Consider the following 12,332-nt stretch of genomic DNA (forward strand, 5'->3'; position numbering starts at 1 on the left):
CTCGATGAGCGGAACAAAATGTCCGTTGTCGGTGATCATCCTCACCGGCAACGAGGAACGGAACATCGCCGAGTGCGTCGCCGACCTTGACTGGGCGGACGACGTGATCGTCGTCGATTCCTACAGCACCGATGCGACCCTGGAGGAAGCGCGGCGGGCCCGGCCCGACGTGCGGATTTTTCAGAACCCGTTCGAGGACTTCGGACAGCAGCGGAACTGGGCCCTCGACAAGACCGGGCCGCGGCACGGGTGGATCCTGTTCCTGGACGCGGACGAGCGGTGCCCGCCAGCCTTCGCCGAAGCGATCCGGCGGACGGTGGCCGACCCGGGCGAGAAGGTCGGATTCTTCCTCTGCTATCGGAACATGTTTCTCGGCCAGTGGATCAAGCGGTCGACGTTCTTCCCCTCGTGGCAGCTGCGGCTGTTGAAGCAGGGGGAGGTCCGATATCGGAAGGAAGGTCACGGGCAGCGGGAACTGACCGACGGCCCGCTCGGGTTCATTCAGGAGCCGTACGACCACTACGGCTTCAGCAAGGGGGTGGCGGACTGGATTGCCCGCCACAACCAGTATTCGACCGACGAAGTTGAGTTGATCCTGCGGCTGGCGGCCGAGCCGCTGCAGCTAACGGACCTGCTGCGGCGGGACCCGGTGGTCCGCCGCCGATGTCTCAAGCGGATCGCGGCGAGAATCCCGCTGCGTCCCATGACGCGGTTTCTGTATTCGTATATTGTTCGCGGAGGGTTTCTGGACGGGTTGGCTGGCTGGCACTACTGCCTGCTTCGGGCGTCGCACGAGATTCACGTGCAGGCCAAGCTCGTGGAGTGCGCCAGGCAACAGGAGTCCCAGCGGACCGCCGGGGCGGCGGATCGCTTCAAGGATGCGGGTGTCGATCGACTGCGGGAGTCTCAGGCGTCTCCGCTGGGCGAGTCCTCGAAATCGCCGCCGTGAGATGACATGACTCACCCCTCAAAGGGTCGGGAGCATGTGCGGGTTTGCGGGCGTTGTGAATGCCGGGAGTCGCCATCTCCTGAGCCGGATGCTCGCGGTGCAGCAGCACCGCGGCCCCGATGACGAGGGATGCGACTGGATCGAATCCCGATCGGGAGACGTCGTCGGACTGGGGAGCCGCCGACTTTCGATCCTGGACCTTTCGGCGGCGGGCCACATGCCGATGTGGAACGCCGACCGGTCAATCGGCCTGGCCTACAACGGCGAGGTCTACAACCATCAGGAGCTCCGCCGCGAACTCGAGCAGGCAGGCCACACGTTCCGCACCCGGACCGACACGGAAGTGGTCCTGGCCCTGTACGAGCGGGAGGGGGTGGCGGGCTTCCGCCGGCTGCGTGGGATGTTCGCCTGCTGCCTGTGGGACGACCGGAGGAACGAGCTGGTCCTGGCTCGCGACCCGTTCGGCATCAAGCCTCTGTATTACTACCACCGGGGTCGGACGTTCGCCTGCGCGTCCGAGCTCAAGGCGCTCCTCGAGCTCCCCGAGGTGGACCGCGCGATCGATCCCGAATCGGTCAACCAGTACCTGACGTTCCTGTGGATCCCCGAGCCCCGCACCCTGCTGAAGCACGTCCACAAGCTCCCTCCCGGCTACTACGCCGTGGTGAAGGAGGGGCGGATGGAACGGACCGAATACTGGGACGCCGCCTTCCCGCCGGAGCGGACGTCGTACAGCGTTCCGGCGGAGGAGCTGCGGCGGGAGACGCGGCGGCGGCTGGAAACGGCGGTGCGGGAACAGCTCGTCAGCGACCGCCCGGTCGGCGCCTTCCTCAGCGCGGGACTCGACTCGACCTCGATCGTGGCCTGCATTCCCCGGGAGGAACGGGAGCGGCTACGGACCTACACGATCACCTTCCCACAATCGGTCCGGCGGGGGGAGGTGGGGTTCGACGATCCGGACGTCGCCCGGCGGACGGCGGAGGCGCTGGGGACGCAGCATCAGGAGATCGTCGTCGAGCCGCGGGTGGCGGACCTCCTGGAGCGGCTGGTCTGGCACATGGACGACCCGGTCGCCGATCCGGCGATCGTGATGGATTACCTCGTCTGCCGGGAGGCGGCGAAATCGTCGACGGTCCTGCTTTCGGGAGTCGGCGGCGACGAGATCTTCGGCGGGTATCGCAAGTACTGCGCGCACTACCTGGCCCGGCATTACCAGCGGATCCCGGGAATGATCCGCCGGCGGGCGCTCGAGCCGATGATCCGGCGGCTCCCGACCCTGACGAGCGGCGGATGCCAGGGGTGGGTCCGGCTGGTAAAGAAGATGGCGGCGAGCGGCTCGCTCCCCGCCCGCGAGCGGTTCCTGACCGACTCGACGTACATGGACCGGGAGTTCAAACGGGAGCTCCTCTCCGCCGACATGTGGAACGAGACGCGGGGGTTCGACCCTTGGACGCGGCACTGGGAGGCCTTTGAAAAGGTGGCCCATGCCGACTTCCTCCACCAGATGCTCTATGTCGACACCAAGACGTTCCTCCCGAGCCTGAACCTGAACTACAACGACAAGATGAGCATGGCCTGCTCGGTCGAGGTTCGCGTACCGTTCCTAGATCAGGAGCTGTACGAGTTCGCGGCGTGGCAGGTCCCCCCGCGGGAGAAGGTCCGGGTCGGCGCGTCCATCCGGACCAAGGTCCTGCTCCGGTCCGCCATGCAGGGGGCGATCCCGTCCGAAGTCCTGCGGCAGCGGAAAGCGGGGTTTGCCGCGCCGGTGGGCTGCTGGCTGCGGGGCGAGCTGCGGGAGATGGTGACGGGACTCCTCTCCGACGCCCGGTTCGCCGCCCGCGGGATCTTCCATCCGCAGCAGGTCGAGCGGCTCATCACGGAACATACGCGGGGACTGCGGGACCACTCCCTGCAGCTGTGGCAGGTCCTGACGCTGGAGCTCTGGTTCCGGCAGTTCGTCGACTCCCCGGCTCCCTCGTCGTCCCCGCCCCCGTCCCCCCCGCCCTCGCCTCCTCCTTCCCCTTCCCTCTCTCTGGTGTGAGATCGTCTGTGCGGCAGTGGTTGAAATGGATGCTGTTTCCCGGTCTCAATCTGCATTCCCGGCTGCGGACCCGTCTCCTGCCGAGGTACGTCGGCCGCCCGCAGGGGAATCAGGACCGCGTCGTTCTGGACGCGGGTTGCGGCAACGGCTCGCTGGCGTGGCAGGCCTACAAGCTCGGCAACCGCGTGATCGGCGTGTCGATCAAGGACGAAGTCGCCCGCAATCGCCGGCTGTTCAATGAGTTCCACGGCATCCGCGAAGGGCGGCTGAGTTTTCGCGACCTGAATCTCTATGACATCGAGTCGCTGGGGGAGCCGGTCGACGAGATCATCTGCACGGAGGTCATGGAGCACATCCGGGGCGACGAGCAGGTCTGCCGGAGCTTTTTCAAGATCCTGAAGCCGGGCGGAACGCTCCATATCTGCTGCCCCAACGCGGAGCATCCGTATCACCGGGCCTATCCGCTCGACCACGACGAGACCGGGGGGCACGTGCGGCCGGGCTACACGTATGACACTTATCGAAAACTCCTGGAGCCGATCGGCTTCGAACTCTCCGAGCCGATCGGAGTCGGGGGCCCGATCCGCCAGACCTGCAACGTGGCGATCACCCGCGCCCAGGAAGTCGCCGGGCTGCCGGCGGGGCTCGTCGCCTTCGCCCTCCTCCAGCCGCTTTCGCTCTTCGACCGCGGCGAGCCTCGCGTCCCCTACAGCCTGTATGTCCGCGCCCGCAAGCCGGAGACCCGGACCTGATGTCCCTGATTGATGGCAGTCGGTCCGGAGCAGCGGCCGATCTTCACGCTTCCGGCCCCGCCGGCCGCCCCGCCGGCGATCCTCCGAAAGTCCTTGTCGCGCAGCTCGGCGCCAGGCGGCATTATGCCGTCCCGGCGGCTCTGCACTCCGCCGGAGCGCTCCACGGACTTTATACCGACTTGTATCTGGGCCCGGGGCGCGCCTCCGGACTGCTCCGGTCGCTTTCGAGCGGCCTGGGAATCCCCGCGCTGAAACGGCTGGCCGGCCGGACCTCAGAAGGGATCCCCGCAGCCCGGATTCGAGCCTTCCCCCTGTTCGGAGCCGAGTACAAGGTGCGGGCCACGATCGCGAGAAGACGCCAGCGCCTGACGAAGACCTGGATCTGGGCCGGTCGCGCCTTCAATCGGCGCTGTCTCCAGGCGGGACTGGGGGCAGCCGAGGTCGTTTACGCCTATTCGTCCGCCGCGCTGGAAGTGTTCGAGGCGGCCAAAGCGCGGGGCATCAAGTGCGTTCTGGATCATGCGACCGCCCCCCGCCATCTGGAAATGGCGCTGGTTCAGCGGGAAATCGATCGCTACCCGGGATGGGGGGCGCCGGAGGCGCACGATCCCTGGCTGGACGAGTATGTGGAGCGGCAACGCGCGGAGGCCATCCTGGCCGACCAGATCCTCTGCGGTTCGGCGTTCGTTCGGACGCTGGTCGAGGAAGCCTGGGGGCTGGGGCACAAATGCTCGATCGTTCCGCTCGGGCTGCGAGTCCCCGCGGAACCGGCCGTGCGCGAGCCTCGGACCGAGGGCCCCTTACGCGTCCTGTTCGTCGGCGATGAGCCGATCCGCAAGGGGCTCCCGGAACTGGCGGCCGCCGCGGAAATGGTCCCTCCGGAGACCTGTCACTTCCGTGCCGTCGGCGATCTGGATCTGGCCGAACCCGGCCGACGGCAAGCCGCGCGGCGGATCGACCTGAGACCCCGGGCGGCCCGGGCGGAAATGAATGGCCACTACGACTGGGCGGACGTTCTGGTCCTCCCTTCCGTCAGCGACACCTTTGCGATCGTCGTCCTGGAAGCTCTCGCGAGGGGCGTCCCCGCGATCGTCTCCACGAACACCGGGGCCGCCGACGCGATCGTCGCGGGGATGAACGGGTTCGTGACTCCTCCATTCGAACCGGCGCCGATCGCTGAAGCTCTGGGAGTGCTGGCGGCCGACCGCTCCCTCCTCAATTCCATGTCACAGGCGTCGCAGGAAAGCGTCCGCGCCTTCGACATCCAGACTTACGCCGATCGACTCGTTCAAGCCCTGGGCCACAAGGTGGAGACGGCACCCTCCGTATGAAACAGATCCTTCAACATCGCAAGCAGGGCGATGTCCGCGTCCACGACGTCCCGCCTCCGCAGCTGCGCAGCGGCGGAGTCCTTGTGAGGAATCGCGCCTCGCTGATCTCGGCGGGGACCGAGAAGGCGGGGATCGAGCTGACGCGGCAGAGTCTCGTCGGGATGGCGCAGGAGCGCCCGGACCTCGTCCGGCGGGTCCTCGACAAGGTCCAGAAGGACGGGGTCCTGGCGACCTGGAACGCCGTCCGGGACCAGCTCGACCGCCATGTCCCGCTCGGGTACAGCTGCGCCGGGACGGTCGCCGCGCGGAGCGCCGAGGTGACCGAGCTCGAAGTCGGCCAGCTCGTTGCCTGCGCCGGGGCGGGACATGCCTGCCACGCGGAGGTCAACTTCGTTCCCCGGCTGCTCGCCGCGGCGGTGCCGGAGGGGGTGTCCGCAGAGCAGGCGGCCTACGCCACGGTCGGCTCGATCGCCCTCCAGGGGATCCGCAACGCGAACGTCCAGCTCGGCGAGTCGGTGGCGGTGATCGGCCTGGGGCTGATCGGCCAGCTCGCGGTGCAGATCCTGAAGTCGGCCGGGTGCCGGGTGCTCGGCTTCGACGTCTCGGAGGCGCGGGCGTCCCTCGCCATGGAGCACGGGGCGCTGTCTGCCTTCGGCGCGCTCGGCGCGAAGGAGGCGGGCGAAGCGGGACGGCTGACGCGCGGCCGAGGCGTCGATGCGGTCCTGATCTGCGCCGCGACCAAGAGCAACGATCCGATCGAGTTCGCGGCGAAGATCTCCCGCGACCGCGGGAAGGTCGTGATGGTCGGCGTGACGGGCATGGATGTGCCGCGGAACGACTACTACCACAAGGAGCTCTCGCTCATCGTCTCCCGCTCCTACGGCCCCGGCCGGTACGACGCCTCTTACGAGGAGCGGGGAAACGACTACCCGGCGGGCTACGTCCGCTGGACGGAGCAGCGGAACCTGGAGGCGTTCCTCGACCTTGTTGCGGCCGGAAGCATCCGGCCCGAGCTCTTTACGACGCATCGCTTCCCGATCGCCGACGCCGACAAGGCGTACGAGCTGATCCTCGGCGGGAGCGAGCCGTACCTCGGCGTCATCCTGGATTATCCCGCGTCGGCTCCCGGCTTGGAGTCGACCGCCGCGACAAACGGCGAAAGCAACTCGACAACCCGGATCGCGCTCGCGGGAACGAATCCGGAAACGGCGGGGGGGCGCGCGACCGGAGTCTCGTTCGTCGGCGTCGGCAACTTTGCCCGCGGAACGCTGCTGCCGCACCTGCGGGCCCTTCCCGGCCTTCGCCACGAGGGTCTCCTCTCCGCCTCCGGGCACTCCGCGGCGACGACTGGCGAGAAGTTCGGGTTCCGGTACTGCACATCCCGGCTCGAAGACCTCCTCGACGACGGCGCCACGGACGCGGTCTTCATCGCCACCCGGCACTCGCAGCACGCGGAGCTCGCCAGCCAGGCACTTCGCGCCGGCAAGGCGGTCTTCGTCGAGAAGCCGCTGGCGGTCAATGGGGATCAGCTCCGGTCACTGGTCCGGACGACGGTCGAGACCGGCGGTCGGGTGATGGCCGGATTCAACCGGCGGTTCGCTCCCCTTGCGCGGGCGCTCAAGGAGCACCTCGTCGGGGCCGGCCCGCTGACCATGCATTACCGGGTCAATGCGGGCCCGTTGCCGCACGACCACTGGCTCGCCGCGCCGGACGAAGGGGGCCGGATCATCGGCGAAGGGTGCCACTTCCTCGACTTCTTCGCATTCCTCTGCGGAGCCCGGCCCCGCTCAGTCTTCGCGACCCCGGCGGGGGGCGAAGGAGCCGACGACCTCGATCTCGTGGTCTCCTACGAGGATGGCTCCGTCGGCCATCTGAGCTACTGCACGACAGGAGCCAGCGCGACGCCGAAGGAGCGCGTGGAAATCTTCGGCGGGGGGCGGAGCGGACTCCTCGACGACTTCCGCCGTCTGGAACTGCACCGCGGTCCGCGGCGGAGCGTCCGCGGCGGACGCTGGAGCCGCCAGGACAAGGGGCATCGGGCGGAGCTTCAGGCCTTCCTCGAGGCGGTCCAGACCGGCGGTCCGACGCCGATCCCGTGGGAATCGCAGATCGACACGACCCTGACGACCTTCGCTGCCCTGCGGAGCGCCGCCGAAGGCCGGCACGTCCCGCTCGACGAGCTCCGCCGCGAGCTCTGAAAACCGCCCCCACAAGAGTCCCCTCCGCGGCCCCGCCGCATCCGAGTCCGGTCCGTTGCGAATCCTGTTCTTCAGCCACTACTTCCCTCCCGAGGTGAACGCCCCCGCCTCCCGGACGCACGCCCACACCGTCCGCTGGGCGCAGGAGGGGCATGACGTGACGGTCATCACCTGCGCGCCGAACTGTCCTGACGGGGTGGTCTATCCCGGCTATCGCAATCGTCTCCTGCCGCAGATCGAGATGGTGGACGGCGTGCGGGTGGTCCGGGTCTGGACCTACGTCGCGGCGAATGCCGGGACAGCGAGGCGGATCGTCAACTTCCTGAGCTACATGGTCTCCGCCGCGGCGGCGGCCTTGTTCCGCCGGCGCCCCGACATCATCGTGGCGACCTCGCCGCAGTTCTTCTGCGGGTGGGCCGGCGTCCTCGCGTCGTGGCTGCGGTGGCTGCCGCTCGTCCTCGAGATCCGGGACATCTGGCCCGAGTCGATCGCCGCCGTCGGAGCGATGCGGAAAGGGCTCGTGCTCCGCGCTCTCGAGTTCCTCGAAGTCCGGATGTACCGCGCCGCGCGGCACATCGTGACCGTCGGCGAGGGCTACCGGGAGCAGATCCTCGCCAAGGCCCCCGAAGCAGAGAGCCGGACGACGGTCATCACGAACGGCGTCGACACTCTCTTCCAGGAACCCGCGGCGCCCGACCTCGCGCTTCTCCGCCAGTATGGCCTGGAAGGAAAGTTCATTGTCTCGTACGTCGGGACGATCGGGATGGCCCACGGCCTTGAAGTCACGATCGCGGCGGCCCGCCGGCTGAAGGACGAGGGGCGCGGCGACGTGGCGTTCCTGATCGTCGGCGACGGCGCCCGCCGGGCGGAGCTGGAAGAACTGGCCCGCGCGGAAGGGGTCTCCGACCTCGTCGTCTTTGCCGGCCGGATGCCGCGGGAGCGGATCCCCGGGGTCCTGGCCGCCTCCGACGCCTGCCTGATCCACCTCCGGAAATCGAGCCTGTTCGAGAAGGTCATCCCGTCCAAGATCTTCGAGACGATGGCTCTCGGCCGGCCCATGATCATGGGGGTCGAAGGGGAATCGCGGGAGATCGTCCTCCGCGCGGAGGCGGGCGTGCCGATGACCCCCGACTCTCCCGCGTCGCTCCTGGAGGCGATCGGAAGCCTCCAATCGCCGGAAGCCTCGGCCCAGCGACGCGGCACGCGGGCGAAGGAATTCGTCCGGCAGAACTACGACCGGGACGTGCTGGCCCGCCGCTACCTGCGGCTCCTCGAAACCGTGGCGGGGCGGCCCGTCGCCGCTCGCGCGCCTCGTCCCTCTTCTCCCGGTCCCGAAGCCGTCCCGGATCCCACGCCATGAGCGGCCAAGTTACCGCCAGCGCCTATCGTCTTCCCGGAGCGCGGGGCTCCGCCGGAGCGGCCGGCTATCTGCTGCCGGTTGTCGGGAAACTGCTGGCGGAAATCCCTCGCCGGCGGATCCTCGACATCGGCTGCGGCAACGGCGTCTGGGCGCGGGAATTCCTGCAGCAGGATCCGACGTGCCAGGTCGTCGGGATCGACCCGTCCGCCTCAGGGATCCGACTCGCGCGGGAGTCGGTCCCGGGAGCCCGGTTCGAACAGGAGGTCGCAACGGAGGACCTGCTCGGGCGGCTTGGCGAAGACCCGTTCGATCTCGTCATCAGCACCGAGGTGGTCGAGCACCTCTATTCGCCGCGGACGTGGGCCCGCGCCTGCTGGAACGGTCTCGCCCCGGGCGGGACGCTCCTCTGCTCGACCCCGTATCACGGGTACGTGAAGAACATCGCGATCGCGCTGTCGGGAGGATGGGATAAGCATCACTCCGTCCACAACGAAGGGGGACACATCAAGTTCTTCAGCCGCGCGACCCTCACGGCGCTGCTGCGGGAGGCGGGCTTCGTCGACATCACGTTCGCCGGAGCGGGACGTCTACCGGGACTCTGGAAGTCGATGGTCCTGCGGGCGAGGAAGCCGCAATGAAGGACATCCCGCTCGCCGAGAGCGGCCCTCCTCCGCGGTCCCCGGCGACGCTCCGGCAGTCGCTGGGCCGGGGGGTGGCGCTGCTCCGTTATCACCGTCCTTCGCAACTGTGGCGGCGCGCCGCGAAGCTCGCTCTCCAGTACGCCGGCTGGCCCCGTCCTCCGCGCCCCCATGGCGGTGGCGACATCTCCCTCCGGGAGTCCTCCGCCGCGGCCTTCGCGAAGATTCGCGCCCGCCGGCTGGCGGCATGGGGACACCGGCTGGAGGAGTGGACGGGCAACCTGACGACGCGGACGATCCGCTCCCTGAATCACTCCCATCCGTTCGGCGACGCGATCGACTGGCGCCTCGGCCGCGCCCAGGGCGTCTCAGACCTGTGGCGGTTCCATCTCCACTACCAGGACGAACTGCTCGCCGCCTTGGCGGAAGGAGACGACGCCTCTCGCCGCCGCGCCGCGGCCCACGTCCGGATCGCGGAATGGATCGACGGAAACCCGCCGACCGCCCGCCGGCGCGACGCGTGGCATCCATTCTGCATTTCGCGGCGGGTCATCAACTGGATCCTCGCCTGGCCTGCCCTGGAGACGCACCGGAACGCAGCCGTTCGCCAGAGTGTGCTGGAGAGCCTCGCTGCGCAGGTCGAGTTCCTCCGAAAGAACCTCGAATGGGACCTGCGGGGGAATCACCTCCTCGTGAACCTGCACGCTCTGGGACTCGCCGGCGCGTTCCTGGGGGGGGCGGAAGGAGATCGAGCGCTCGAGTCCGTCGAGCGGCACCTCCCGGGACAGCTCCGCGAACAACTGCTGCCCTCCGGAGAGCACTTCGAACGTTCTCCGATGTATCACGCCCAGATGCTCGAAGCGGTCCTCGACCTCCGCGACGCCCTGACGGATGTCGCCCCACCGCTCGCCGCGGAATGTGTCTCCGCCGCGCGGCGGATGGCGGAGTTTCTGGAGGGGATCCTGCATCCGGACGAAAAGATTCCGCTGCTGGGGGACTCCGTCTTCGACGAGACGCCCGAGCCGGCGATCCTGATCGGAGCCGCACGGGAGGCGGCAACAGATCGGGAATCGTCCGCGCACAACGCCAGCAATGAAACCGGCGACTGCTGGACATTCCGCGACGAGACGACGTTCCTGCTGTTCGACACCGGACCGGTCGGAGCGGACGAACTTCCCGCCCACGGGCACTGCGACCTGCTCTCGTTCGAGGCGAGCGTTCATGGTCAGCGGCTCTTTGTCGATTCCGGGATCTTCGACTACGAGGACTCCCCGCTTCGCCGCTACGGACGTTCGACCGCCGCGCACAATGTCCTGCAGATTGACGACAGCGAGCAGTGCGACCTCTGGTCAAAGTTCCGGATGGGACGGCGGGGAAAGCCGGTCCGCCGGGCGTCGGGCCGCACGGAGGAGTGGAGCTGGTGCTTCGCTTCCCACAACGCCTATCGCCGCGCCGGCGTTCCCGAGACCGGCCGCTGGATGGCGGCCCGCGGCGGCGGGTTCTGGGTCGCCGTGGAGTCGCTCGGCGGCGCGGGACCGCGGACGGCGACCCTCCGCTGGCACCTGCATCCGGATGTCACGGCGACACGGGAATCCCCGACGGAATGGAGGCTCGCCGTCGCGGGGCAATCCCTCGTCCTGGCCCTCCCTGCGGAGGGCGAGACTCGGCAGGAGCGCTATCCCTACTGTCCCGAGTTCGGCTGCCGGATCGACGCGGCCGTCCTTGTCTGGCAGACCCGCCGCGAGCTGCCGTGCCGGCTCCTCTGGTCGCTGCGTCCGGCCGGCACCGACCTGTCGGCCCGCATCGAGTGCCCGTCGGCCGACACGCCCCCCGTGGTCGTGATCGAAGCGGCGGGTGAGTCCACGAACATTCCCCTTCCCCTGTAAACACGTTTCCGCCGCGGCGAACGGCCGCGGCGCAGGTTTTCCATGCCCCACTTTGCCTGCATCGTCGGCGCCCGTCCGAACTTCATGAAGATGGCGCCGCTGCTCCGCGCCCTCGACGCCCAGCCGGGAGCCCGCACGACGCTGATCCATACCGGCCAGCACTACGACGCCAACCTCTCCGACGTCTTCTTCGAACAGCTCGGGATGCGGCGGCCCGATGTCGCCCTGGAAGTCGGCTCCGGGAAGCAGGGGGCGCAGACCGCCAAGGTCCTGGAGCGGATCGAGGGAGTCATCGAGGATTTTTCGACGGAGGGACGCCCCTTTGACCGGATGGTCGTCGTGGGGGATGTGAATTCGACCCTCGCCGCCGCGCTGGCGGCGGTCAAGCTGGGAGTCCCGGTCGCGCATGTCGAGGCGGGGCTGCGGAGCTTCGACCGGACGATGCCCGAGGAGATCAACCGCATCATGACCGACGCGATCTCGGACCAGCTCTACGTCTCCGAGCCGGTCGGGATGGAGAACCTCCGCCGCGAGGGACGGTCCGAGGACCAGCTGTTTCACGTCGGAAACGTGATGATCGACACCCTCCTGCACCTCCTCCCGGCAGCGCGGGACCGGAACCTGGCGGGGGAATACGGCCTGCCGCGGCGGCAGTACGCCGTCGTCACGCTCCACCGCCCCTCCAACGTCGACTCCCCGGAGCGGCTCGGCGAACTCGTGGACTGCCTCCGCACGATCGCCCGGAAATGGAAGCTCGCGTTCCCGATCCATCCCCGGACGGAAAAGAAGCTCCAGGAATTCGGCCAGCTGCCGCGGCTGCAGGAGGCGGGGGTCAAGCTGCTCCCGCCGCTCGGCTACCTGGAGTTCGTCTCCCTCGTCGCCGCCAGCCGCGCGGTCATCACCGACTCCGGCGGGATTCAGGAAGAGACGACCGTCCTCGGCGTTCCGTGCCTGACGCTCCGCCCGAACACCGAGCGGCCGATCACGACCGAACTCGGGACCAACACACTCGTCGACGGCCCCCTCGGCCGGCTCGTGGAACTGGTCGATGACGTCGACGCCAGCCGCTACAAGGAGGGCCGGATTCCGGAATTCTGGGACGGCCGAGCGGCCGAGCGGATCGCCCGGCTCCTGTGCCGGTCCTCGTAAACAGAGCGAGGATTGGAACGCATCGGAT

Annotated in this window: 9 protein-coding genes; all 9 read left to right on the top strand. The window is 68.5% G+C overall.

All coding sequences use genetic code 11. The annotated features are described in order from the left end of the window. Nucleotides 1-4: 4 nt before the first annotated feature. From VT03_RS02570 to wecB, 9 genes are read left to right on the top strand one after another with little or no spacing between them, the layout of a single operon-like run. Nucleotides 5-949 carry a glycosyltransferase family 2 protein gene (locus VT03_RS02570; RefSeq protein ID WP_075091538.1) on the top strand — a complete coding sequence of 315 codons (945 nt, stop codon included), beginning with the start codon at nucleotides 5-7 and terminating at the stop codon, nucleotides 947-949. A 34-nt stretch (nucleotides 950-983) separates the two neighbouring features. Next, the gene (asnB, locus tag VT03_RS02575; protein WP_075091539.1) at nucleotides 984-2,990 is read left to right on the top strand and encodes an asparagine synthase (glutamine-hydrolyzing); all 2,007 of its coding nucleotides are present in this window, start codon (nucleotides 984-986) and stop codon (nucleotides 2,988-2,990) included. Between the two features lie 29 nt (nucleotides 2,991-3,019). After that, nucleotides 3,020-3,742, top strand: a complete 723-nt coding sequence (locus VT03_RS02580) for a class I SAM-dependent methyltransferase (RefSeq protein ID WP_075091540.1) — start codon at nucleotides 3,020-3,022, stop codon at nucleotides 3,740-3,742. After that, the gene (locus VT03_RS02585; RefSeq protein WP_075091541.1) at nucleotides 3,742-5,073 is read left to right on the top strand and encodes a glycosyltransferase family 4 protein; all 1,332 of its coding nucleotides are present in this window, start codon (nucleotides 3,742-3,744) and stop codon (nucleotides 5,071-5,073) included. Before VT03_RS02580 ends, VT03_RS02585 begins: the two co-directional genes overlap by 1 nt. Then, the gene (locus VT03_RS02590) at nucleotides 5,070-7,271 is read left to right on the top strand and encodes a bi-domain-containing oxidoreductase (RefSeq protein WP_075091542.1); all 2,202 of its coding nucleotides are present in this window, start codon (nucleotides 5,070-5,072) and stop codon (nucleotides 7,269-7,271) included. The genes VT03_RS02585 and VT03_RS02590 overlap by 4 nt, the downstream gene beginning before the upstream one ends. A gap of 55 nt (nucleotides 7,272-7,326) precedes the next feature. Further along, the gene (locus VT03_RS02595) at nucleotides 7,327-8,631 is read left to right on the top strand and encodes a glycosyltransferase family 4 protein (protein ID WP_075091543.1); all 1,305 of its coding nucleotides are present in this window, start codon (nucleotides 7,327-7,329) and stop codon (nucleotides 8,629-8,631) included. Then, complete coding sequence (locus tag VT03_RS02600) at nucleotides 8,628-9,269, top strand: class I SAM-dependent methyltransferase (RefSeq protein WP_075091544.1); 642 nt, start codon at nucleotides 8,628-8,630, stop codon at nucleotides 9,267-9,269. Before VT03_RS02595 ends, VT03_RS02600 begins: the two co-directional genes overlap by 4 nt. Continuing rightward, complete coding sequence (locus tag VT03_RS02605; protein WP_075091545.1) at nucleotides 9,266-11,155, top strand: heparinase II/III family protein; 1,890 nt, start codon at nucleotides 9,266-9,268, stop codon at nucleotides 11,153-11,155. The genes VT03_RS02600 and VT03_RS02605 overlap by 4 nt, the downstream gene beginning before the upstream one ends. A 42-nt stretch (nucleotides 11,156-11,197) precedes the next feature. Further along, nucleotides 11,198-12,304: a non-hydrolyzing UDP-N-acetylglucosamine 2-epimerase gene (gene wecB, locus VT03_RS02610; protein WP_075091546.1), complete on the top strand. Its 1,107-nt coding sequence runs from the start codon at nucleotides 11,198-11,200 to the stop codon at nucleotides 12,302-12,304. The last annotated feature ends 28 nt before the right edge of the window (nucleotides 12,305-12,332 follow it).

The organism is Planctomyces sp. SH-PL14 (assembly GCF_001610835.1).
Taxonomy (GTDB): Bacteria; Planctomycetota; Planctomycetia; order Planctomycetales; family Planctomycetaceae; genus Planctomyces_A.

Coding starts and splice junctions, on each gene's coding strand:
- VT03_RS02570 (WP_075091538.1), top strand. CDS start 5: ATGAGCGGAACAAAATGTCCGTTGTCGGTGATCATCCTCACCGGCAAC.
- asnB (WP_075091539.1), top strand. CDS start 984: ATGTGCGGGTTTGCGGGCGTTGTGAATGCCGGGAGTCGCCATCTCCTG.
- VT03_RS02580 (WP_075091540.1), top strand. CDS start 3,020: ATGCTGTTTCCCGGTCTCAATCTGCATTCCCGGCTGCGGACCCGTCTC.
- VT03_RS02585 (WP_075091541.1), top strand. CDS start 3,742: ATGTCCCTGATTGATGGCAGTCGGTCCGGAGCAGCGGCCGATCTTCAC.
- VT03_RS02590 (WP_075091542.1), top strand. CDS start 5,070: ATGAAACAGATCCTTCAACATCGCAAGCAGGGCGATGTCCGCGTCCAC.
- VT03_RS02600 (WP_075091544.1), top strand. CDS start 8,628: ATGAGCGGCCAAGTTACCGCCAGCGCCTATCGTCTTCCCGGAGCGCGG.
- VT03_RS02605 (WP_075091545.1), top strand. CDS start 9,266: ATGAAGGACATCCCGCTCGCCGAGAGCGGCCCTCCTCCGCGGTCCCCG.
- wecB (WP_075091546.1), top strand. CDS start 11,198: ATGCCCCACTTTGCCTGCATCGTCGGCGCCCGTCCGAACTTCATGAAG.